Genomic DNA, 22,793 nt, shown 5'->3' with positions numbered 1-22,793 from the left:
TACTCATCTGGCCTCGTGTGGGAGGCCGCTCCGTACATCCCGCTGCGGGAGCCTGGGCGGGGGGAGGGCGTGGAGCGGGGTCGCCCGTGCTCAGTACTGCCTACTATGGCTAGTCATGCGCATTCTCGTGGTCGAGGACGATGACCGGGTGGCACGCGGACTGGTGACCGCGCTGCGCTCCGCCTCCTTCGACGTCCAACGGGTGGCCACCGCGGAGCGGGCGCTCACGGCACCGGCCGCGGACGTCGTCCTGCTCGACCTCGGGCTCCCCGACGCCGACGGGATCGACCTCCTACGTCGTCTTCGTGAGCGACCCCAGACCGCGATCATCGCGGTGACCGCGCGCAGCGAGGAACGCGACCGGGTACGGGGTCTTCGGGCGGGGGCCGACGACTACGTGGTCAAACCCTTCGGAGTGGCCGAACTCCTCGCCCGCATCGACGCGGTACTACGCCGCACCCGGTCGGCGCGGGCCGAACCCGAGCCGGAAAACCCGCCGCTGCGCGCCGGGGACCTGATCATCGACGTCGACTCCAGGGGGGCCGAACTCGGCGGCGAACCCCTGCAACTGACGCGTAAGGAGTTCGACCTCCTACGTCTGCTGGTCTCACGCGCGCCGAACGTGGTGGCCCGGGACCAGATCCTGGACCAGGTGTGGGGCGCCGCCTGGGAGGCCTCCTCACGAACCCTGGACACCCACATCGCCTCGTTGCGCAACAAGGTCGGGGACGCCGTGCACATTCGTACGGTGCGTGGGGTCGGTTACGTGCTCGACGGGGGCTGACCCATGCTCAGGCGTCTGCTGACGATCCTGTTGCCGGTGGCGTTCGTGCTGTTCGGAGCCGTTGTCACGCCTCTGGGTGCGGTGATCGCCCAGCAGGAGACCCAAGAGGTGTACGTCGACCGGTTGGGGGACGCCGGTCGTTTCGCGGCGCTCGCGCGCACCGCGCTGGAGACCGACCGGGACAACGCCCTGGCCCAGGAGATGTCCCGTTACGAGCAGCTCTACGGGATCCCGACGGTCGTGGTCGCCCCCGACGGTGGGGTCGTGACCGGGTCCGGAGACCGTGAGCGGATGCGTGCCCTGGTCGCGGACGTGGACATGGGGGCGGGGATCACCGCGGCCTTGGCCGGAGAACGCCCGGAGCCACCGACCACGGTGTGGCCGTGGAACTCCGAACCACTGGTGGTGGCCGAACCGATCGGCCGTGACAGCGAGGTCGCCGGTGCCGTGGTGCTGGTCTCCTCCACCGATGGGCTGGGCGCCGACATCCTCACCGCGTGGGGGTGGATGGCCTTGCTCAGCCTGGTGCCACTGGCCCTGTTGGTGGCGGCCTCGTTGCCCTTGTCCTGGTGGGTGCTGCAACCCATCCATCGGCTGGACGAGGCCACCACCGCGGTGACCGCGGGCGACCTGGACGTGCACGTGGACGCCGAACGCGGCCCACCCGAGCTGCGCAGGCTCACCGATTCCTTCAACACCATGGTCGACGTGGTGCGTCGAGCCCTGGAACGGCAGCGCGCGTTCGTCTCGGAGGCCTCCCACCAACTGCGCAACCCTCTGGCGAGTCTGCGGTTGTCGGTGGAGAACCTGGCGCCCTACCTGAAGGGGGAGGGCGCGGTGGAGGCGCACGCCGTGGCCATCGACGAGACCACGATGATGCACCGGATGCTCAACTCGCTGCTGGCCGCCACCCGTTTGGAGAGCGTCACCGGCACCGAGGCGGTGGAGTTGACGGCCCTGGTCGAGACCCGGGTGCCCAGGTGGCGTGCCCTGGGAGAGTCACGTGGCATCGAGGTCACCACCGACCTGCCCGAACAGGTGTGGGCACACGCCCCGGCGGGTGGCCTGGGCAGCATCCTCGACGAGCTGTTCAGTAACGCCATGCGGCTCTCCGGCGGCGACCGGATCGAGATCCGCGCCGACGACGGCGAAGAGGTACGGATCGGGGTGCTCGACAACGGCACGGGGTTGCCGGAGGAGGAGCGTGAGGCCGCCCTGGGCCGGTTCTGGCGTTCTCCGAGCCACCAGAACATCGAGGGGACGGGGCTCGGCCTGGCGATCGTCGCCGATCTGGTACGGGAGTCCGGTGGACGGCTCGTCCTGGGGGACGGGCTGGCCGACGACGAGCGCCCTGGGCTTGGGGTGGTCATCGTCCTGCCACCGGCCGACCCACCGCAGGAGGACGATGACGATGGGCCTTCCGGGCTCTGACGGGGCCCGGTACTACGAGGGCTTGCTCTCCCGATACCACTGTTCGGCACCGGGATGCAGGGGCACGACGCCGGTGGAGATCCCGGTGCGCACGTTGATCTGGGCGGCTTCCGGGCGCTGTTCGGCCAGGCGCGCGGCGCCGGTGTACACGGTTTCGGTCACCCGTCGAACGAGCTCGTCCGGCAGGTCTCCGCGGCACAGGAGCAGGTTGGGGATCGACATGGTGGGGCAGGCCGGGATGCCGCTGTAGGTGGTGGCGGGGATGGTCGCCGGAAAGTACGACTCCGGGTACACGCCGACCATCGCGTCGGCGGTGTCGGCCAGGTCGACCAGCCGCAGGGCCCGTTCCTCGGCGAGGTCGACGATCGCGGGGGTGGGGAGCCCGGTCAGGGAGAACATCGCGTCGATGTCGCCGGCGTCCAGGGCCGTGGCGGACGCGGCCTGGTCGAGCCGCACCTCCTCGGGCCGTACCCCGGTGACCTCCAGGATCTGCGCGGCGGTGAACTCGGTGCCGGAGTTGACCGTGCCCAGGGAGACACGCATCCCCTCGATGTCGGAGAGCGACCGTACGGGGGAGTCCTCGCGCACGGCCAGGTGGACGAAGCTGTCGAAGAGTCTGCCCACCGCGCTGATCGTGGATCCCTCGGTGGTGATGTCGGTGGCGAGTACGGAGTCGAGGTTGGCGAGGCCGAGGTGGGCCTCGTCGTCGGCCAACATGCGCAGGTTGTCGTGGGAGGCGCCCGTCTCGACGGTGACGACCTCTTGGTCGGGCAGGTGTTCGTCCAACAGTCGCGCGAGGGCGGCACCGATCTCGCGGTAGACGGCTCCAGGTGGGCCGGTGGCGACGACGATCCGGGGGACACCGGGTGCGGGATCGCTCGTGCAACCGCTCATGGCCGCGATGGAGAGGGCACCGAGACCGCCCAGGAGGGCGGCCCGTCTGGTCGGTCCGGGCGATCGCATACCCGCAGCTTAGACGGGGTCGAGTGTGGGGTGAGGGGGTCACCCCACCTCACTCCGTGTCCCACGGTATGCACCCAACGTCGCCCAATGTCAGAGGAATCCAAAGAAACAGTTAGTTGCGTTGCACACACCCCTTTGTGAACTGACTATCTATTGAGTCAAGACGTAACCCGGAGGCAATCCCGCGGTAACCCGCGAGTGGCCCCGCATACGGGCGCCACACGGAGCGGCGCTCAATGGAGGAGGAAACCATGGCGACCCAGAAGGGCGTCGACAAACCCGACACGCCGTCGATCAAACCCGAGGAGAAGTCCTCGCAGGGGATGACTCGGGGCCGTGTCATCGGACTCGTCCTCGGCCCCCTGCTCGGTCTCCTGGTCTTCCTGGTGATGCCGGAGATGCCGCTGCCGCTGGGCGACGGCGAGACCGAAGAGGTCATGTCCGTCAACGGCGCGGCCGTCGCCGCGATCACCGTATGGATCGCCATCTGGTGGGCCACGGAGGCCCTTCCGATCCTGGTGACCTCGCTGCTCCCCCTGGTGCTCTTCCCATTGATGGTGGAAGGCGCCGCGGTCGGGGACGTGGCCTCCGCGTACGGCTCCGACACGATCTTCCTGTTCATGGGCGGCTTCATGCTGGCCCTGGCCATGCAGAAGTGGAACCTCCACAAGCGCATCGCCCTGACGATCGTCTCCAAGGTCGGGTCGAACACGGTCGGCCTGGTCGGCGGCTTCATGATCGCCACCGGTTTCATCACCATGTGGGTGTCCAACACCGCCACCGCCGTGATGATGCTGCCGGTCGGACTCTCCGTCATCGCGCTGATCGCGCAGTTCCGTGGTGGACGTACGGACGCGAACTTCGCGACCGCCCTCATGTTGGGCATCGCCTACTCCTCGTCCATCGGCTCGGTCGCCACCCTGATCGGTACCCCGCCCAACGTCCTGATGGTCGGTTACCTCTCTGACGCCCACGACATCCAGATCGGCTTCGGCCAGTGGATGATGGCCGGTGTGCCGCTGGCCGCGGTCTTCATGCTGATCGCCTGGTTCGTCCTGACCCGCCTCTTCAAGCCGGAGGTGAAGAAGGTCGAGGGCGCTCAGGAGATGATCCGCGAGGAACTCGACAAGATGGGCGCCATGTCCCGGGGCGAGAAGCTCGTCCTGGCGGTGTTCGCCTTCGCGGCACTGTCCTGGATCTTCATCCCGATGATCGCCGACCTCGCTCCGGTCGCCGCCGTCGCCCCCTGGCTCGGCAACGTCTCGGACGCGGGTATCGCGATGACCGTCGCGGTCCTGCTGTTCCTGCTCCCCGTGGACCGCAAGACCCCGCTGATGGACTGGGAGACCGCGGTCAAGCTGCCCTGGGGCGTCCTGCTCCTCTTCGGTGGCGGGCTGGCCATCTCCGCCCAGTTCACCGACTCCGGATTGAGCACCTGGGTCGGCACCCAGGTCTCCTTCCTGTCCGGGGTGCCCACCTGGGTGCTGATCCTGGCCGTCAGCGCGTTGGTCCTGTTCCTCACCGAGCTCACCAGCAACACCGCGACGGCGGCGACGTTCCTGCCGATCATGGGCGGCGTGGCCATGGGCATGGACATCGACGTCTTGGCCTTGGTGGTCCCGGTCGCGCTCGCCGCCACGATGGCGTTCATGCTCCCGGTGGCGACCCCGCCGAACGCGATCGCCTTCGGCTCGGGCTACGTGAAGATCGGCGAGATGATCAAGGGCGGAGTCTGGCTCAACCTCGTGGCCCTGTTCCTCATCCTCGGCACCATGTACGGCCTGATGACCTGGGCACTCGGCATCTCGCTGTAGGCGTAGGCCACGGATCGCTCGAAGCAGAGAGCGGGCGGTCCCTCCCCGGGTGGTGTTTCCTCCTCTCCCGGACACCACCCGGCACTCCCAGGGGCGCCCCGCCGTCTTCCATCGCCGTCCGATGGAAGGACGGTGGGGGCGCCCCCTTCGGTCCCTCAGTGGTCGGAGCGCTCCAGGGCGTGGGGGTTCCGCTCGGGTCGACCGGCGAACAGGGAGATGCCCGTCTGCGCCAGTGCGAGGGCTCCCACCAGCAACAGCACCGGTTCCCACACGCCCATGGTCTGCCCGAGCGTGCCCGCCGCCACCGGGCCTACCGCGGCCAACAGGTATCCCATGGACTGTGCCATCCCGGACAGGCGAACGGTCCTTCCGTGCGTGCCGCCACGGAGCGCGATGAGCGCCAGCGCCACCACGATGGCGCCACCGGTGCTCGCCCCCGCCAGCAGGACCCACAGCAGGTCCCACTCGGGCGCCCACACCAGTCCGGCCATGGCCACCACCATGGTCACGCTCACCACCAGGCAGGCCGGACGCTGCTCGGCCCGACGCCCCATCAGCGTGGTGATGGCCAGGCCCGCCACGATGCCCGCCAGTTGGAAGCCGAACAGGTGCCAGCCGGCCGTGGTGGGAGCGACGCCCCGAGAGGCCTCCACGGTGGGAAGCCAGTTCATGAGGGTGAAGTAGGTGGTGGACTGCAACCCCATGAAGACGGTGACCTGCCAGGCCTTGGCGGAGGTCCACACCGACCGTTCGGGTTCCTCGTGCGTGGTGCCGACGGCACCGACCACTTCGGGCCCCGGTACCCGGTGCATCCGCACCGCCCACACCAGGACGGCCACCGCCACCAGGCCCGCCCACAGGCCCAACGCCGGCCGCCAGCTCCCCAACAGCAGCGACAACGGCACGGCGATGCCGGCGGCCAGGGCGGCCGACGCGTTCATCACGGAGGTGTTGACCCCGGTCAGTAGGGAGATCCGGGAGGGTTGGTCCCGCCGGATGATGGCGGGTATCAGCACGTTGCCGACCGCCACCGAAGCGCCGATCAACGCGGTGCCGATCCACAGGGCGGGCAGCGGTGGCAGGGAACGCAGGACGATCCCCGCGCACAACACCACCATCGCCACCAGCACCACCCGGTCCACGCCCCAGCGGGACGCCGGCCCGTGGACCAAGGGTGAGACGACGGCGAAGCCGAGGAGCGGAAGCGCGCCCAATAGCCCCAACGCGGAGCCGGACAGCCCCGTGGTGTCGCCGATCTGCCCCAGGACCGAACCGACCGAGGTCAAGGCCGGGCGCAGGCAGGCGGCGACCAGGAAGAGGGCCGTGAGGACCAGCGCGCCCTGGGCCCCGGTGCGGACGGTGGTGCTGGAATGCATGGAGCCTCGCTGTGGGGGGGTGCGGGTTCAGGCGTCCGATGAGCGGATGGCGACGTTCAGGGCAGGCTAGCGCCTGGACTCTCGACCGGGAAGGGAGCATGACGAAGAACCCCGCCCCGTCCGGGTCGTGTGACCTGGACGGGACGGGGCTCTCATGTGTTCGTGTACGCGGGCCGGTACGTCAGTCCCGGCCGCGGCTCGCCGCGGGGCGACGCGGGCGACGGTTGCGCCCGCCGCCGTAGCCACCGCCGCCGTAGCCACCACCACGCGGCCCACGACGAGGGTTGTCCTCGCGGCCACGGGGCAGGGTCACCGGCTCACCGGAGGGCTCACGGGCACCGGTGATGCGGGCGAGCTCCGGGTCCTCGGCGTGCACCTGCGAGATCTGGGCGTCGACACGCGCCTGGTACATCATGCGGGCCATGCCGCGACGCTGGCTCGGTAGCACCAGGGTGACCACGTTGCCGGACTGTCCAGCACGGGCGGTACGGCCGCCACGGTGCAGGTAGTCCTTGTGGTCGGTGGGCGGGTCCACGTTGACCACCAGGTCGAGGTCGTCCACGTGGATGCCGCGCGCCGCGACGTTGGTGGCGATCAGCGCGGTGACCGTGCCCTCCTTGAACTGCTTGAGGGTGCGGGTGCGCTGGGGCTGGGAACGGCCGCCGTGCAGGGGCGCGGCCCGGACGCCGCTGTCCAGCAGGTGCTGGGCCATCCGGTCCACGGCGTGCTTGGTGTCCAGGAACATGATGACCCGACCGTCACGGGCGGCGATGCGGACCGCCGTGGCCTGCTTGTCCGCGGGGGACACGTGCAGGAGGTGGTGCTCCATCGTGGTGACGGTGCCCTCGGAGGGGTCGACCGAGTGCACCACCGGGTCGTTGAGGAAGCGGCGGACCAGACGGTCCACGTTACGGTCCAGGGTCGCCGAGAACAGCAGGCACTGACCGCCGGAGGGAGCCTCTTCGAGGATCGCGGTGACCTGCGGCATGAAGCCCATGTCGGTCATCTGGTCGGCCTCGTCCAGGACGGTGGCCTCCACCTGGTCCAGGACGCAGTCGCCGCGCTCCATCAGGTCGCGCAGACGACCCGGGGTGGCGACCACGAGTTCCACGCCCTGGTGCAGGGAGCGCGCCTGACGGTGGATGGGCATGCCGCCCACCACGGTGGCCATGCGCACCCGCACCGCACGGGCGTACGGGGTGAGTGATTCGGTGACCTGCTGGGCGAGCTCACGGGTCGGGGCGAGCACCACCGCGAGGGGGTGCCGCGACTCGGCCTTGCGACCGTCGAGACGGGCGAGCAGGGACAGCCCGAAGGCCAGCGTCTTGCCCGATCCGGTCTGACTGCGGCCCAGGACGTCCCGGCCCGCCAGCGAGTTCGGCAGGGTGGCCGCCTGGATCGCCGACGGGGTGGTCAGGCCCTGACGGGTCAGCATCGACTTCAGTGGTGCCGGCATGTCCAGGTCTTGGAAGGCCGCCACCGGGTCGAGCCCGGGAGTGACCGTGGTGGGGAGGGCGAACTCACCGGAGGAGCGTCCGCTATCGAAGCGGCCTCTGCCGCCTTCTCGGTTGCCGCCCTGACGGGGGCCGCCACCGAAGGAGCCACGAGGGCGCCTGCGGCCGTACTCCCCGGAGGGACGGGGGCGTCGGGTGTTGGTACGGGACGTGTGGTTCAAGGCAAACCTTCCACCGACGACCCGTGCCGGGCGTGGAGGTCGCTGCGACCTCGACGCTGAGCACCGGCGGCGCCGGGATAAATACTGCGAGATCCACTGCCCACACGGAGAATCCGGGGCGTGGTTGATGGCCGGTGCCGGTCGAGACGCGACGGCGAGAAAACCGGCCGAAAAGAAGAAAGGCAGAGGCCCTGCGCCCTGAGGGCGGGCCCCTGCTATGGAAAGAGCCTCAGCTCTCTCAGGCCAGGGTGATGTTGTCGGCCTGTAGGCCCTTGGCGCCCTGGGTGACGTCGAACTGGACGGCCTGGCCTTCCACGAGCTCGCGGTAGCCGGTGGCCTGGATGGCGGAGTAGTGGGCGAAGACGTCGGGGCCGCCGCCGTCCTGCTCGATGAAGCCGAAGCCCTTTTCGCCGTTGAACCACTTGACGGTACCGGTGGCCATAAATTGTGCCTCTCGTTCGGGAGCATGAAGAAAACCGCGATTTGACGATTTTCCCGTCACCGCGGTGAGCGCCCGAAAAAGATGGAGCTTTATGCGGGGTCACTACTGCAACTTCGATCAACCTAGCACACGGTTTGCTCGGGGGGCAGAAAGATCCGATGTGTTGTAACGCATCGAGAACCCTGGCATCGGATCGGGTGAAGACGGTGTTGGGTGGGGGTGAGCGTGCTGCTCGCTCTCATGGGACTGCTCCCTGGTTGATGGAACTGGATTTTCCAGTCCAACTTCCAGGGAGCAGTTCACCTCCGGCGGAGGACGGGGCCCGTTCACATCGATGGTGAACGGTGGATCACCGTTCGTTCTCGTCGACGCCCCCGGCCCCGGCAGCGGCCAGGCGGCGGTAGTGCCGTCCGCGCAGACTCAGCACCAGGGTCGCGGCCAGGGTCGCGATCAGCGAGGCGATCAGAACACCCGCCTTGGCGTGCGCCAGGTGCTCGGGCGAGTCGGCGAAGCTCAACTCCGTGATGAGCAGGGACACCGTGAACCCGATCCCGGCGAGCTGGGACATACCGAAGATGTCGACCCACTTCAGGTCGGGGTTCAGTTCCGCCTTGGTGACCTTGGTTGTGAGCCAGGAGCCGCCCGTGATGCCGACGATCTTGCCCAGGACCAGACCGGCGATGATGCCGAGCCCGGCCGGGTCGGTGAAGACCTCGTCCACCCCGTCGAAGAGCACACCCGCGGAGAAGAACGCGAACACCGGCAGCGCGAGCCCCGCCGACCAGGGACGCAGGACGTACTCGATGTGGTGGCTGGGGCTCTCCGGTTCGTCACCCTGTCGGTTGGTGCGCATCATCAGACCCATGGCCACACCGGCGATGGTGGCGTGCACGCCGCTCTCGTGGACCAGCACCCAGACGAGGATCGCGAGAGGTACGTACACGACCCAGTTCGGCAGGGCGGAGGAGTTCAGCTTCGCGGCCAGGCCCTTACCACGCTGAAGGTAGCCGAACAGGGCCACGCCCACGGCGGCGCCGAACAGCGGGAGCAGGCTGATGGCGGCGGTGTAGAAGATCGCGATGACGATGACGGCGCCGAGATCGTCGACGATCGCCAGGGTCAGCAGGAAGGTGCGCAGCGCCGGCGGCAGCCCGCGCCCGACCACCGCGAGGATCGCCACGGCGAACGCGATGTCCGTCGCCATGGGGATGCCCCAGCCCTGGATGGTCTCGGGCGCGTTGATGTTGATCAGGGCGTAGATGCCCGCGGGGACGACCATCCCGCAGATCGCGGCGACGATCGGTAGCATCGCCCGCCGGGGGTTGCGGAGCTCACCGTGCACGAACTCCTGCTTGAGTTCGTTGCCGACCACGAAGAAGAAGATCGCCAGCAGGCCGTCCGCGGCCCACGTCTCCAGGGACAGGTTCAGGTGCAGGGATTCGGGGCCGAAGGTGAGCGCACGGAGGTTCTCGTAGGCGTCACCGAGGGGGGAGTTGATCCACACCAGCGCGGTGATCGCGGCGAGGATCAGAAGGAAGCCGGCGACGGTGTCGCTGCGCAGATTGTTGGCGAGCCGATGCAGAGGGTTGTACTTCGGTGAAAAACGTACCGGGTCAAGGCTCATCTGGGTGTGCTCCGGGCATAGGACTGGTGGGACTCGCCGACCAGTCTTCCCGGCACACCTAGACGCGCTGGGCGCCGCGCCCATGTTCGTCGAAGAATGAGTGTATGTCCAGTTCAAGAGGGATCTGGGCAAGGACGACCGGTCAAATGTCCACGCTGATCAGGTAAAATCCCACACCGTGATCCGAGAAGGTCACCATCCACCCGGATTCGAGACCAAGGTGCCCTATGCCGGAGACCATCCCCCACGGTGCCCGCATCTACCGGTCGGACCTCGCGGAGCGGACCGTGCGCGGCTGGTGCGAGGAACGCCTAGCGGAACTGCCCGGGCTCCGATCACTTCCCGAACTCCCCACGTCCATCGGACCCACCAGGGCGTTCCGTTTCGAAGGCGGTCCCGGCGCTCCGGTGGTGGTGCTCAGCGGTACCAACTTCAACAGCGCCCTGAGCGCCTCACCCGCCTCCGACATGACCGCCGAACGTGACGTGATCCTGGTGGACCTGCCCGGACAACCGGGTCTCAGTTCCGGTGAACGCCCTCGCGGTCACCGTTCCCGGGCCTACGGGGCCTGGCTCGACGAGGTCCTGCCCCGGCTCGTGGACCGGCCCGCGATCATCCTGGGGCACTCTCTCGGCGCCGCCGTGGCCCTGGCCGGTACGCCGAACCCCCTGGTCAAGGGGATGGTGCTGGTGGCGGCGGCGGGGCTGACCCCGCCGGCGACCTCCCCCGAACTCATGCGGGTCACCCTGCCGTGGATGATCGGTCCGAGGGAGGACAAGAGCACCCGGTTGTTGAACTTCATGAGCGGACCCGACTTCCGGTATCCCGTCCACCCGTTCGCCTCCTGGATGACGATGGTGGGCAAGTACTGCAAGACCAGCCTGGCCCCGGGCCCGTTGCCGACGGAGTCGCTGCTGGCCTGGCGGAAGAAGAACGTCATCGTGGCGACCGGATCGGACGACGTGTTCTTCTCGCCGGCGCGCCTGCACGGCCCGGCCCGACGGTTCCTGGACGCCGACGTGGACGTGCTGGAGGGCGGGGGACACCTGGTCCCCTACGAGTTCTCGGAACGGATCCGCGACCTGGTCACTCGGGCCGACGACGAACCGAAGGAGCCCTACCCGACCGACTGACGGGTTCACGTTCTGTTCGGGTCGGTCGCCTTGCCGTCGAGCCAGAGCTCCGCGGACTCGTCCCGGTGGCTGCCCGAGGCGCCCATGTGCTTGGTGTCGATCCTCGGCCCCTTCTTGATGACGTGGACCAGGGCCATCGCGTGACCGCGACCCAGCCCGTGGTCATCGGCCAACCACTGGACGATGGTGCCGGCCTTGACCGAGGGGTCGTCGAACCCCTTCTCCTTGGCGAGATCGACCAGCGCGCGCGGGACCAAGCCGGTCTTGTCCTCGATGGTGTCGAGATAGGCCTGGAACGACATGGGTTCCTCCTTCGAACAAGGATTCAGAACCCGATGCTCGCATCCGCCTACGACATTTCCGGGAAACCCGTTGCGGGAAATCCGGACCCGGTATCGCGCACGTCGCGCGGTTTCAGCCGTCCTTGAGGGCCAGGTGCGCGGCGATCGAGCGGCGGGGCATGCGCACGCACAGGTCCTCGCCCAGGGACAGCAGCGCGTTGTCCCGTCCGTCGGTGACGGGTTCGATGGAGAATTCGGCCAGGTCGGGGTGCTGTTCGCGCAGGAGCGCGCGGACGAGGTCGGGAATGCCGTCGACTTCGGCTCGGGGGTGCGCATCGTTCCGGTATCGGGCACGGGAGGCGCGCCCTCCCGTGCCCGACACCGGGGCTCAGTAGTAGACCGCGAGCGGTCCGTTGGGTCCGTCGACGACGGTCACCGGGGTCTCGAACACCCGGGTGAGTACCTCGTCGGTCATGATCTCGTCCGGTGTGCCGAACTCGACGACCGAACCGTCCTTGACCGCGCAGATGTGGTCGGCGTAGTGGCCCGCGAAGTTGATGTCGTGCAGCACGATCACGATCGTGCGCTCCAGTTCCTCCGCCGCGCGTCGCAGGTGCTTCATCATCTGCACCGAATGGCGCATGTCGAGGTTGTTGAGCGGCTCGTCGAGCAACACGTACTCGGTGTCCTGGCACAGCACCATCGCGACGTAGGCGCGCTGACGCTGCCCGCCCGACAGCTGGTCGAGGTAGCGGTGTTCCAGGTCGGTCAGGGCCAGGAAGTCGATGGCCCTGCTGACGACCTCCTCGTCGGTCACGGTCAGCCGCCCCTTGGAGTGGGGGAAACGGCCGAACGCGACGAGTTGGCGCACCGTCAGCCGGGTGACGAAGTGGTTCTCCTGGCGCAGGATCGAGACGACCTTGGCCAGGTCCTTGGACGGAGTCTTCGCCACGTCGTGACCGGCGATGTCGATGGTGCCTTGGTCCAGACCGAGCAGCCGACCGATCATCGTCAGCAACGTCGACTTGCCGGCGCCGTTCGGACCGACCAGCGCGGTCACCCCGCCCTTGGGGATCCGCAGGTCGACGGGGCCGATCGCGACCTCGCTGCTGTACTCCTTGCGCACACCGGTCAGGGTGATCACAGTCGGCCCTTTCTGAGGATGACGAACAGGAACACCAGCCCACCGACGAGCTCGATGATGATCGAGACCACGCCGTTGGCGTAGAAGATGTTCCGCATGACGAAGTAGGCGCCGCTGAGCACGACGAAGCAGGTCAGCACCGCGACCGGGAAGACGTACCGGTGGTCGTGGGTGTCGGCGAACTGGTAGGCCAGCGTCGCCACGAGGAAGCCCAGGAAGGTCATCGGGCCGATGAGCGCGGTGGAGACCGCCATCAGGATCGACACCAGGAACAGCACGCGCATGGTCTCGCGGCGGTGGTTCAGGCCCAGCCCCGTACTCGCGTCACGTCCCAGCGCCACGATGTTCAGGCGCCGCGAACTCGCCCACAGCAGGGCGGTGGCGATCAGGCACAGCGGCACCGCGATCGGCAGGTAGGACGCGTCCGCGTTGGCGATGTTGCCGAACAGTCGCGCGGCCAGCACGTCGAATTCGCTGGGTGTGAGCAGCCGCTGCATGAAGGTGGAGACCGAGGCGAGGCCACCGCCGATGATGATGCCGATTAGCAGCATGATCTGGATGTTGCCGTACCTGCCGGACAGCAGCCACCCGTACAGCAGCATCGAGAAACCGACCATGAGCGTGATCTGGAGCAGGAACTGCGAGACCCCCTGGACCGCCATGATTCCGGCGATGCCCAGGAGGTACACGGCGGTGGTCTGGATGGCGGTGTAGAGCGCCTCGAACCCCATGATCGACGGGGTGATGATGCGGTTGTCGGTGACGGTCTGGAAGCTGACCGTGGCGACGGCCTGGCAGATCGCGACCACGGCCATGATCACCAGGTTCGTGGCGCGTAGTTCCGCGATGCGCCAGAAGCCGTCGGAGCCCACCGGCATCGGGTTGTCCCAGGCCAGCTGGCCGAAGGCGAATCCGACCGCGAGCACCGAGAGCACCGCGATGATGACCAGGTAGCGGCGACGGGCGCGCGGTGTGGCCAAGGTGCGCGAGGAACGCTCCGCCGGTGGCGCGGCGAGCGGTTCCGTCACACGGGAAAGGGTCGTCTCAGCCACGGCGACGCTGCCTCAACAGGAGAAGGATGAACACGACGGCGCCGACGACCCCGAGGATGAGGGACACCGGCACCTCGAAGGGCATGATGATGGTCCGACCGATCAGGTCGCAGATCGTGACGATCCCGATGCCCAGCAGGCACACCCACGGCAGGTTGCCGCGCAGGTCGTCGCCACGGAACATCGAGACGACGTTGGGGACGATGAGCCCGAGGAAGGGAAGGTTGCCCACGATCACGGTCACCACGCCGGTCGCCACCGCGATGAGTCCGGTGCCGAGCAGGATGACGCGGTTGTAGTTCAGGCCGACGTTGGTGGAGATCTCCTCGCCCAGGCCGGCGACCGTGAACCGGTCGGCGACGAGGAACACCGCGAGGGCCACCAGGGCCACGATCCACAGCATCTCGTACTGGCCCCGCAACACCGAGGTGAAGCTGCCGGCGAACCACACACCGAGGTTCTGCAACATGTCGGTCTGCAACGCTATGAAGGTGGACACCGCGCTGACGACGGCGCCCAGCATGATGCCGATGATCGGGACGATGAGCGAGGACCGCAAGGTGACGCGGCGCAGGAAGAGGAAGAACACCATCGTGCCGATGAACGCCGCGATGACGGCGCCGACCATGCGGGTGGTGATGCTCGCGCCGGGCAGCAGGATCATGACGGTGAGCAGGCCGAGTCCGGCCCACTCGGTGGTGCCGGTGGTCGTGGGTTCGACGAAGCGGTTCTGCGTCAGTAGCTGCATGACCAGTCCGGACATCGCCATGGCGGCGCCGGCGAGGACGAGGGCGATCGTGCGGGGGATGCGGGTGATCGCGAACATCTCGTCGCCGTCGTCGGCGCCGAAGACGTCGTACACGCCGGTGAGCAGCGACAGCACGAGCAGTGCGCCCACGACGGCGACGCCGATGAGCAGCTTCCAGTCGAAGAGCCGGCCCTTGTCCCGGGAACGCGACGGGGCCGGGGTCGCGGTGGTCATGTTCCGGTGACCTTCCTGCGGCGGCTCGCGCCGGCGGTGGCGCTCATGGCGTCACCGCCCGCGCGAGGCGAGTGGACGAGCCTGATCAAGCCTGCGCCTCCAGGGCGTCGGCGAAGGCGTTGAAGAACTCGGTGTAGGTCTGGATGCCCTCGTTGGTGTAGGTGTCGACGGGCATGTGGACGATCTGCTCGTCCTCCACGGCGGTCACCTTCGAGAGCGCCTCGGAACTCGACAGGATGTTCTCGGCGGTCTCGTAGCCCTCCTCGTCGGCGGCGACGGCGGCGTCGCGGTCCATCACGAGGATCCAGTCGGGGTCGGAGTCGGCGATCGCCTCGACGGAGATGTCGTCGCCCTGGTGGTCGTCACTGGAGCCGTCGACCTCCAGGGCCGGGGTCAGCTCGAAGATGTCGAAGGCCGGGCCGAGGGTGCGTCCCACGCTCGGGGCCAGGTAACCGATCTCGCCGCCGGAGGTGGTGACGGCCATGACCGTCGCGTCCTCTTCGTATGCCTCGTCGACCCGCTCGACCGATGCGTCGAATTCGGCGATGGTCTGCTCGGCCTCGTCCTGCTTGCCGAAGACCTCGCCCAGCACGGTGATCTGCCGCTTGAGTTCGGCGTCGAAGGGCTCGCCCTCGCGCGGGTCCAGTTCGAGGATGGTCGAGTCGGGCACCAGGGAGGCGAAGTCGTCGTGGTACTGGGTGAAGCGCTGTCCGTTGACGACCAGGTCCGGCTCGGCGGCGACGATCGCTTCGAGGTCGGGCTCCCGGTGCGATCCGAGGTCGATGATCGAGTCGTCCTGCGTGTAGTCGATCGTGTCGGGCATGAGGGAGACCGCGCCGGCGGACAGTTCCACGCCCCAGTCCGAGAGGGTCTCGAAGGTGCGGTTGTCGGTCGCGACCACCGAGGTGGGCGGGGTGGCGACCGTCTGCGTGCCGTTGTTGTCCTCGACCTCGATGGTGTCGCTCGCGGCGACGGTGTCCTCGGTCTCTTCCTGGCCGGTGGAGCAGGCGGACAGGGCCAGAGCGGACACCAGGGTCAGTGAGAGTGCCGCGAACGGACGGACGGGCTTCATGGAGGTCTCCCTTACGAGTTCTTGACGTAGGGGAGCCTAACCTAACTATCTTGTGGGGTGGCAGGGGGGAGCCCCATTTGAGACCTTGTCCTCATTTATGGCCGCTCTGACCAGTGTGTTCGCCGACGGCCAGGTGCCGCCTCGGCTGTCTCGTGCACGAACGTCCTCGCTGGAGGTGTCCTCGGTCCCTGGGGGTACGGGCCCACCGAAACCATCCGTTCGCACACGGAACCGCTCGCCCCCGTGTCGATTGGGCGTCACCCCGCGCGGGGACGCGCCCGTCCGAAGCCGAAGTGCCGGCTCAGGCGTCCTGGTCGCGTTCCCGTGCACGGGCCGACTCGGTGTGCGACTCCGGTTCGGTCTCCGGCAACGGCACCGCGCGCAGGATCTCGTTGGCCTCGTTGAACTCGGCGGCCGGCATGGCCCGCAGAGCGCTCACCATCTCCTCGTCCGCCCCGGCGTCCAGGGCGGCGTTCACCACCGTGTCCCGTGTCACCGGGAACCGCACGCCTTCGAGAACGTTCCGGAGCCCCGCAAGGCCGCGTTCGACACCCATCATTGCCCCCAATGGTGGAAGGGCCCGGTCGCGCCGCCCCGAGGAGCGGAATCGACCGGGCCCGTACCGGCAGGGTGGGGCTACCCCGTGCCACCGTCGCTCAATCGCGTGCGTTCCCAGACCCGGGCCATGGCGTCGGCCGTGACCACCGACGCCGAGTGGTTCGCGAGTACGGAGAAGGCGTGCTCCTGGGACTTTCGCAGGTAGGAAGTGGTGGCGTCGGTGATCAGGAAGGTGCGGTAACCCGACTGGAAAGCGTCGCGCACGGTGGCGTCCACGCAGCAGTCGGTGGTCATCCCGCACACCGCCAACCAGGTGATCCCTCGCGAACGCAGCAGCACGTCCAGGTCGGTGCCGTGGAAGGCCGAATAGCGTCGCTTGACCACCACGTCCTCCCCGTCGGCGGGGAAGACCCGGAACCAGTCCGCGCCGGGGGTCCCGGTCAGGCAGGGCTCCAGCGGAAGCCGCGTGGCGGTGGAGACGTCGAGCAGACCTCGGAGCCAGAGCGAGGACCACCAAGGGGAATCGGGGTCCTGCTCCAACCGCACCCACACCACCCGCACGTCGGCCGCGCGAGCCCGTTCGACCAGCCAGGAGATCCGGGTGACGGCGTCCCACACCCGGGACCGCGCCTCCTCGTCCAACCAGGGGAGATGTTCGGGGTCGCAGAAGTCCCGCTGGACGTCCACGACCACCAACGCCGTCTCCTCCCGCGCTAACGGGACCGGACGGGAGTGCCCGGATACGTCGACGACGTCGATACTCACGCCGGCGCCCCCGTAGTGGACCGCAGCATCGGCATCACGCGTTCGCCGAACGCCGCCAGGTCCGCGTGGTAGTCGGGAAAGATCAGCATCAGACCGTCCAGCTCGGCCTCCTCGACCATCTCGTTGATCCTCCTGGCCACAGTGCCGGGCGACCCCGTCACGAAGGGGGTCTGGAAGGCCTCGTCCTCCGGACGCTCGGCCGTCAGTGACAGTGCCTTGTCCGCGGGCAGCCCCCAGGACCGCTTCATGTTGACGATGGCCTCGACGTCGGCGCCTCGGCCGTACTCCAGACGACGGGCCTCCGCCGCGGCGTCGGTGTCGTCCATGATCACGGTGAGCATCGAGTAGGTGCGGATGGTGCGACCCATGCGGGCCGCCCCGGCGCGGACCCGCCGACACGCGTCCCGGAGCCCGGTCAGGTCGTGTGCGGTGAGGAACGACCCGTCGCAGTGCCGGGCCTGGAAGGCCAGACCGGCCGGGGAACGCCCGGCGCCGATGATGGTCGGTGGCGCGGTGGGACGCGGCAGGGAACGGCAGTCCCTCAGGTCGAAGAACTCGCCGTCCAAGGTCACCGAGTCCTCGGTCCACAGACGGCGCAGCGCCGTGGCCCACTCTTCGGTGTACCGATAGCGGTCGGCGTGCTCCAGGTCCTCACGCCACAGCCCCATCTGCCGGAACTCGTCGGCGTAGGAACCGACGACGACGTTGATTCCGGCGCGTCCGCCGCTGACCTCCTGGATGGTGGTGAACATCTTCGCGGTCAGGGCCGGGTGGAAGAGGTTGGCGTGGACGGTCGCCCACACCCCGACCCGTTCGGTGGCCTCGGCCAGACCCGCCATCATCGTCATCGATTCCAGGGTGTGCTCCCAGTGCCCGGTCGCGCCGCCGTATCCGCGCCACTTGCCCATGGACATGACGAAGTCGAAGCCGTGTTCCTCGGCGAGGACCGCGGAGCGGCGGTTGTAGGCGTAGGTCGTCTCCGGGTGGGGCGCGGTCTCGGACACGATCCAGCCACCGCTGCCGATGGGCAGGAAGATCCCGTACTCGGTCCCGGGAGTCCTGGGATTCGTCATCGTGGTACCTCGGTTCCTCTCGGGTTCACTCGTCGCCGGGCCAGACGACCTCGGTGGCCACGTGGACCGCTTCCAGGTAACGGGGTTCGAACATGGGCTCCAAGTCCGGAACCGAGTCCAATTCGCCGCTGTCCTTGAGGCTCTCCACCTCGTCCTCGGTCATGCCGAGGTCGATGTAACCGTTGACCTGGTCGTCCGGGGTGGAGCCGCCCACGAGTTCGCGTTCGGTGTCCCACACCTTGAGGTTGTGCTCGGCGTCGTATCCGGCCTCGTCGAGCTCGGCGGCGTACCCGACGCACTCCTCGCCGTTCTCCGAGCAGTGGTCGAAGGCCCTGGCGAGGGCGCGTAGGAAGTCCTCGACGACGGTGGGGTGTTCCTCGGCCCACTCGGGGTTCGTGGCCATCACCCCGAAGGAGCCGACCACCCCGAAGTCCTCGGGCAACCACTCGGTGTACTTCTCGTCCATGGCGTCGAGCTGGTGCGGTTCGTTGGAACGGAAGCCGGTGAGCGCCTGGACCTGGTCGCGCGGGAGCACGGAGGGGTCGTACCCGGCCTCGACCTGTTCGATGGTGTCGACGTCGACCCCGGCCTCGACCAGCATGGCCTCCACGGGTGCGGGCAGCATGCTCTGGTGGCCCAGGGTCCGTCCCTCCAGCTCGGTCAGGTCGTCCACACCCTGTTGGGTGAGCAGGGTGGAGATGGGCACGTGCCCATAGGTGGCGATGCCCACCACCTCGTGGTCGCGCTCGTTGGCCTGGACGATCTCGGCCTCGTTGCCGGCGGGAGTGAAATGCGCGGTTCCGGCCGACACCAGCTGGGCGTTGCCCATCACGTCGCCGTTGCCGGGCTGGATCTCCACGTCCAGGCAGAGCGTCTCGAACAGTCCCAGGGCTTCGGCGGCGATGACCTCCAGCTGGCTGACGGAGGCCTGGTAGTGGTATCCGGTGACGAAGGTGATCGTCCCGGCCCGCTGGTTGTCCATGCAGCGGTCGTCGTCGATGACGGCCGCGGCCGCGTCCTGTTCGGGTGCTTCCTGGCCACAGGCCGAGGTCAGGAGCGCGCCGGTGAGGAGGGCCGCCGTGAGGCGTCCGGTGCGGATCGGATGGCTCGGGAGGGTCATGTAGGGGGTCTTCCGTTCTCTGTGGGGGGTCATCCGGAGGGATGTCGTCGGGACTCGTGCCAGAACAGCACCCGGCGTTCGATCGCCGTGACCAGCGCGAGCATGGTGAGTCCCATCGCCGCCAGGCAGGTGACGGCGGCGTAGACGAAGTCCAGGCGCGCGGTGGAGGCGGAGTTGCGGATCATGGTGCCCAGGCCGCCGGAGGAACCGGCGGCCACGAACTCGGCGACCACCGCGCCGACGACGGACAGCGGCAGGACGACTCGCAGGGCGGCCAGCGTGTAGGGCAGGCTGCCGGGGAGCCGTAGCCGGAGCAGGACCTCCCAACGGGAGGCGTTCAGTGTCCGAAAGACCTGCAACACGGTCGGGGAGACCGAACGCAGGCCGGTCGTCACGTTGATCAGGACCGGAAAGAACGTGATGATCGCGGTGACGATGACCTTGGGGGCCATCCCGAAGCCGAACGCGACCACCAGCGCGGGCGTGATCGCCACGACCGGGGTCACGTTGATGACCACCGCGATCGGCATGAGGGCGCGGCGGACCACCGGAACCTCGGACATGACGACCGCGAGGACGAAGGCCGAGATCGCACCCGCGGCCACACCGGTCAGCGCGATGCCCAGGGTGGACCAGGCGTTCCCGAGGAACAACGCGGGGTTCTCCACCAGGGCCGTTCCGACCTCGCCCAAACCCGGCAGGACGTAGGGATGCGCCTCGGCCACCGCCGCCCACGCCGCACCGAGGATCAACAGGAGTACGGTCGTGGGCAGCCACACGAAGGGGTGGAACACGGAACGGGTGCGGGGGCGCCGTTGGGCTGGGTCCCGTGCGGGTTCAGGGGGCGGGGAAGCGGCGGAGGAGCCGATCACCTCGGTGCTCATGACGCCACCGACTCCGTGGCGGTGATCCCGGAGCTCCAGGCGCCGTGCAAGGAGGCCCGGACCCGGCCCTCCACCTCACGGGTGCGCGAGGCCGAGACGACCTCCCGCTCGCGGGGGCGGGGCAGGTCGACGTCGAGGACCTCGTGGATGCGGCCGGGTCGGGCCGACATCACGACGATCCGGTCGGAGAGCACGACCGCCTCGTGCACGGAGTGCGTCACGAACACGACCGTGGTGGCCCGCCGCTGCCACAACTCCAGAAGCTGCATGCGCAGGGCCTCGCGGGTGAACTCGTCGAGGGCGGAGAAGGGTTCGTCCATCAGCAGCACGTCCGGGCGCAGGCCCAGGGCGCGGGCGATGGCCACCCGCTGGCTCATACCGCCGGAGAGCTGGTGCGGGTAGCGGCGGGCGGAGTCCTGCAGCCCGACCGCGCGCAGCAGGTCGTCGGTGGACTCGGGTGGTGTTCCGCGTCGTCGGTTGACCATGGTGGGCAGGGCGATGTTCTGGCGGACGTTCAGCCAGGGCAGTAGGGCCGGGGTCTGGGGGACCAGGCCGATCGCCTTGCGTCGACACATCTCGCGGGGCGTACGGCCGAAGAGGGACACGTGGCCGTGGTCGGGGACGGTGAGCCCGGCGATCACCCGCAACAGGGTGGACTTGCCGCAGCCGCTGGGGCCGATGAGGCTGACGAAGCGGCGGTGTGGGATCTCCAGGTCGATGTTCTGGAGCGCGGGCCGGTCGGACGCTCCACCCCGGTAACGCTTGGTGAGGTGGCGTATCTCGATGTCATCGCCGGTCACAGTGCGTCCACCCGGGTGGGCGGAGCGTTCTTCATCTGGGCATGCGTTTCCATGCACCCTCCGGGGCGTGCTCGGGTAGGGGGTCCCAAGGACGTCAAGGGGAGTGCGGGCGGAAGCGCATAGGACGTCAGCGGCCCGCGGGGTCGTTGACCCGTCAAAGGTAGGAGTACCTCATTGCCGTTCGGTGAACGGACGGTCACGGACTGATATCACCCGGAAGGTTTCCTTCATCATCATCGACCAGAACCGTATGAATCCTTCTCTGTTCGAGGGCCGCGGACAGCCAGCTCCCCCGACTGAGGAGGTGGGAGAGGTCCGGGCTCAGCGCGAGGATCAACGTCGCGTCAGGGAAGTGGGCGTCCCGTAACCAGACGAGCTTGAAGGCGTCCGCGATGACCTTGTTGCGATGCGCGGACTTGACGCGCCCGCCGGCCCGGGTGGCCTGGACCAGCACCCTGGGCGGGTCGCGGTCGGCGCCGTCGACGCCGACCCGGACACCGCCTGGCAGGGTGAAGCGGTGCGGGGCCAGGGGCGTTCCACACTTGGCGGAGAGCACATCGATCATCTTCAGGACGGGCGGTGTGGGATGACCGGAGGGGGTCTGCGTCGGTTCCGTCATGAGTGGGACGGTAGTGCACGGAAGGCTTACGGTTTCGCCCTTGTGCTCATGTGAACCGCCGGTGTCCGGGGTGTGCCCCCAGAGACCGCCACGGCCCGGACCCTCAGTTCGACCCGGGCCAGACCAATTCGGATCCGTCGTGGACCGCCTCCAGGTAACGGGTGTCGAAGAGGGGCTCCAGATCGGGGACCTCGTCGAGTTCGCCGTTGGCGAGCAGGGTCTGCGCCTCGCGTTCGGTCAGTTCGAGGTCGACGAACCCCCGAGGCTCACCATCGGGGGTGGAGGAGGCCACGAGTTCACGTTCGGTGTCCCACACCTTGAGGTTGTGCTCGGTGTCGTAGCCCGCGCGGTCCAGTTCGGCGGCGTACCCCACGCATTCCCCGGCGGCGTCCTGACAGTGGTCGAACGCGTGGCCGACGGCCCGGAGGAAGTCCTCGGTGGCGGTGGGGTTCTCCTGCGCCCAGACGGGGTCGGTCACCATCACCCCGAAGGAGCCGACCACCCCGAAGTCCTCGGGCATCCACTGGGTGTACTCCTCACCCAGGGCGTCGAGCCGGTGCGGTTCGTTGGAACGGAAACCCGTGAGGGCCTGGACCTGGTCGCGCGGGAGCACGGAGGGGTCGTACCCGGCCTCGACCTGTTCGATGGTGTCGAGGTCCACGCCGGCCTCCACCAACATGGCCTCCACCGGGGCGGGCAGCATGCTCTGGTGGCCCAGGGTCCGCCCCTCCAGTGCGGTGAGGTCGTCGACGCCGGTCCCCGTGAGCAGGGTGGAGATCGGCACGTGCCCGTAGGTGGCGACGCCGATGACCTCGTGGTCGCGCGTGTCCGCCTGGAGGACCTCGGCCTCGTTGCTCATCGCGGTGAACCGAGCGGTCCCGGCGGACACCAGTTGGGCGTTGCCCATCAGGTCGCCGTTGCCGGGCTGGATCTCCACGTCCAGGCACAGGGCGTCGAAGTACCCGAGGGCATCGGCGGCGATGACCTCCATCTGGGTGACGGAGGCCTGGTAGTGGTAGCCGGTGACGAAGGTGATCGGCCCGGTGTCCCGGTTGGTGTCGCACCGTTCCTGGTCGATGGCGACGGCCACCTCGGGGGTGTCGGCGTCCTCGCCGCAGGCCGTGGCGAGGAGGGCGGCGGTGGCCAGGACCGCGGCCGGTCCGAGGAGACGGAACCGCTGCTGGGAGGGGACGGGCATCGG

Annotated in this window: 23 protein-coding genes; 4 read left to right on the top strand and 19 right to left on the bottom strand. The window is 68.4% G+C overall.

Going from position 1 to position 22,793, the window contains the following annotated elements; all coding sequences use genetic code 11:
* Nucleotides 1-115: 115 nt before the first annotated feature.
* Together NLI01S_RS21425 and NLI01S_RS21420 are read left to right on the top strand one after the other, a co-directional pair.
* A complete protein-coding gene (locus NLI01S_RS21425) occupies nucleotides 116-784 on the top strand; it encodes a response regulator transcription factor (protein ID WP_067607438.1) in 669 nt (222 codons plus the stop codon).
* 3 nt (nucleotides 785-787) lie between these two features.
* Nucleotides 788-2,215, top strand: a complete 1,428-nt coding sequence (locus tag NLI01S_RS21420; RefSeq protein ID WP_067607435.1) for a sensor histidine kinase — start codon at nucleotides 788-790, stop codon at nucleotides 2,213-2,215.
* A 12-nt stretch (nucleotides 2,216-2,227) separates the two neighbouring features.
* Here NLI01S_RS21420 and NLI01S_RS21415 read toward each other — a convergent pair whose 3' ends face one another.
* Nucleotides 2,228-3,178: a TAXI family TRAP transporter solute-binding subunit gene (locus tag NLI01S_RS21415; protein WP_067607432.1), complete on the bottom strand. Its 951-nt coding sequence runs from the start codon at nucleotides 3,176-3,178 to the stop codon at nucleotides 2,228-2,230.
* Nucleotides 3,179-3,429: 251 nt separating this feature from the next.
* Here NLI01S_RS21415 and NLI01S_RS21410 point away from each other — a divergent pair, with 251 nt between their 5' ends.
* Nucleotides 3,430-4,992, top strand: coding sequence for an SLC13 family permease (locus NLI01S_RS21410; protein ID WP_067607452.1), 1,563 nt, complete (start codon nucleotides 3,430-3,432; stop codon nucleotides 4,990-4,992).
* A gap of 155 nt (nucleotides 4,993-5,147) precedes the next feature.
* Here NLI01S_RS21410 and NLI01S_RS21405 read toward each other — a convergent pair whose 3' ends face one another.
* The 4 genes from NLI01S_RS21405 to nhaA form a co-directional block, all read right to left on the bottom strand.
* Nucleotides 5,148-6,368, bottom strand: coding sequence for an MFS transporter (locus NLI01S_RS21405; protein WP_067607429.1), 1,221 nt, complete (start codon nucleotides 6,366-6,368; stop codon nucleotides 5,148-5,150).
* A 181-nt stretch (nucleotides 6,369-6,549) separates the two neighbouring features.
* Entirely contained in the window at nucleotides 6,550-8,043 is a 1,494-nt protein-coding gene (locus tag NLI01S_RS21400) for a DEAD/DEAH box helicase (RefSeq protein ID WP_067607426.1), read from the bottom strand.
* A 238-nt stretch (nucleotides 8,044-8,281) separates the two neighbouring features.
* Complete coding sequence (locus NLI01S_RS21395) at nucleotides 8,282-8,485, bottom strand: cold-shock protein (protein ID WP_067607423.1); 204 nt, start codon at nucleotides 8,483-8,485, stop codon at nucleotides 8,282-8,284.
* A 349-nt stretch (nucleotides 8,486-8,834) separates the two neighbouring features.
* Complete coding sequence (nhaA, locus tag NLI01S_RS21390; RefSeq protein WP_067607420.1) at nucleotides 8,835-10,109, bottom strand: Na+/H+ antiporter NhaA; 1,275 nt, start codon at nucleotides 10,107-10,109, stop codon at nucleotides 8,835-8,837.
* A gap of 227 nt (nucleotides 10,110-10,336) precedes the next feature.
* On the opposite strand from nhaA, the gene NLI01S_RS21385 reads away from it, so the two are divergent.
* A complete protein-coding gene (locus NLI01S_RS21385) occupies nucleotides 10,337-11,242 on the top strand; it encodes an alpha/beta fold hydrolase (RefSeq protein ID WP_067607417.1) in 906 nt (301 codons plus the stop codon).
* A 5-nt stretch (nucleotides 11,243-11,247) separates the two neighbouring features.
* Here the strand turns inward: NLI01S_RS21385 and NLI01S_RS21380 are convergent, their stop codons facing one another.
* From NLI01S_RS21380 to NLI01S_RS21315, 14 genes are all read right to left on the bottom strand, one after another.
* Complete coding sequence (locus NLI01S_RS21380; protein ID WP_067607414.1) at nucleotides 11,248-11,544, bottom strand: DUF4287 domain-containing protein; 297 nt, start codon at nucleotides 11,542-11,544, stop codon at nucleotides 11,248-11,250.
* Nucleotides 11,545-11,656: 112 nt separating this feature from the next.
* The gene (locus NLI01S_RS21375; protein WP_067607411.1) at nucleotides 11,657-11,905 is read right to left on the bottom strand and encodes a hypothetical protein; all 249 of its coding nucleotides are present in this window, start codon (nucleotides 11,903-11,905) and stop codon (nucleotides 11,657-11,659) included.
* Nucleotides 11,906-11,911: 6 nt separating this feature from the next.
* On the bottom strand, nucleotides 11,912-12,667 hold the full coding sequence (locus NLI01S_RS21370) for an iron ABC transporter ATP-binding protein (RefSeq protein ID WP_067607408.1): 756 nt from the start codon (nucleotides 12,665-12,667) through the stop codon (nucleotides 11,912-11,914).
* Nucleotides 12,664-13,695 carry an iron chelate uptake ABC transporter family permease subunit gene (locus tag NLI01S_RS21365; protein ID WP_067607405.1) on the bottom strand — a complete coding sequence of 344 codons (1,032 nt, stop codon included), beginning with the start codon at nucleotides 13,693-13,695 and terminating at the stop codon, nucleotides 12,664-12,666. Before NLI01S_RS21365 ends, NLI01S_RS21370 begins: the two co-directional genes overlap by 4 nt.
* 16 nt (nucleotides 13,696-13,711) lie before the next feature.
* Entirely contained in the window at nucleotides 13,712-14,701 is a 990-nt protein-coding gene (locus NLI01S_RS21360) for an ABC transporter permease (protein ID WP_067607402.1), read from the bottom strand.
* Between the two features lie 85 nt (nucleotides 14,702-14,786).
* The gene (locus tag NLI01S_RS21355) at nucleotides 14,787-15,773 is read right to left on the bottom strand and encodes a siderophore ABC transporter substrate-binding protein (RefSeq protein ID WP_067607399.1); all 987 of its coding nucleotides are present in this window, start codon (nucleotides 15,771-15,773) and stop codon (nucleotides 14,787-14,789) included.
* A gap of 301 nt (nucleotides 15,774-16,074) precedes the next feature.
* A complete protein-coding gene (locus NLI01S_RS21350) occupies nucleotides 16,075-16,329 on the bottom strand; it encodes a DUF2795 domain-containing protein (RefSeq protein WP_067607450.1) in 255 nt (84 codons plus the stop codon).
* Between the two features lie 80 nt (nucleotides 16,330-16,409).
* Nucleotides 16,410-17,096: a cysteine hydrolase family protein gene (locus tag NLI01S_RS21345; protein ID WP_067607398.1), complete on the bottom strand. Its 687-nt coding sequence runs from the start codon at nucleotides 17,094-17,096 to the stop codon at nucleotides 16,410-16,412.
* Nucleotides 17,093-18,169 (bottom strand): LLM class flavin-dependent oxidoreductase, encoded by a 1,077-nt coding sequence (locus NLI01S_RS21340; protein ID WP_067607396.1) that lies wholly within the window; start codon nucleotides 18,167-18,169, stop codon nucleotides 17,093-17,095. Before NLI01S_RS21340 ends, NLI01S_RS21345 begins: the two co-directional genes overlap by 4 nt.
* A gap of 25 nt (nucleotides 18,170-18,194) precedes the next feature.
* A complete protein-coding gene (locus NLI01S_RS21335; protein WP_067607394.1) occupies nucleotides 18,195-19,289 on the bottom strand; it encodes an ABC transporter substrate-binding protein in 1,095 nt (364 codons plus the stop codon).
* 29 nt (nucleotides 19,290-19,318) lie between these two features.
* Nucleotides 19,319-20,173 (bottom strand): ABC transporter permease, encoded by an 855-nt coding sequence (locus NLI01S_RS21330; protein ID WP_067607392.1) that lies wholly within the window; start codon nucleotides 20,171-20,173, stop codon nucleotides 19,319-19,321.
* Nucleotides 20,170-20,973 carry an ABC transporter ATP-binding protein gene (locus NLI01S_RS21325; RefSeq protein WP_067607390.1) on the bottom strand — a complete coding sequence of 268 codons (804 nt, stop codon included), beginning with the start codon at nucleotides 20,971-20,973 and terminating at the stop codon, nucleotides 20,170-20,172. The genes NLI01S_RS21330 and NLI01S_RS21325 overlap by 4 nt, the downstream gene beginning before the upstream one ends.
* Before the next feature lie 196 nt (nucleotides 20,974-21,169).
* Nucleotides 21,170-21,592, bottom strand: a complete 423-nt coding sequence (locus NLI01S_RS21320; RefSeq protein ID WP_157091099.1) for a hypothetical protein — start codon at nucleotides 21,590-21,592, stop codon at nucleotides 21,170-21,172.
* Between the two features lie 103 nt (nucleotides 21,593-21,695).
* Nucleotides 21,696-22,790, bottom strand: a complete 1,095-nt coding sequence (locus NLI01S_RS21315) for an ABC transporter substrate-binding protein (protein ID WP_067607388.1) — start codon at nucleotides 22,788-22,790, stop codon at nucleotides 21,696-21,698.
* Nucleotides 22,791-22,793 lie beyond the last annotated feature (3 nt).

The organism is Nocardiopsis listeri NBRC 13360 (genome assembly GCF_001570765.1).
Lineage (GTDB): Bacteria > Actinomycetota > Actinomycetes > Streptosporangiales > Streptosporangiaceae > Nocardiopsis > Nocardiopsis listeri.
The sequence above is the reverse complement of the archived record's forward strand: the minus strand, read 5'-3'. Positions and strand labels throughout refer to the sequence as shown.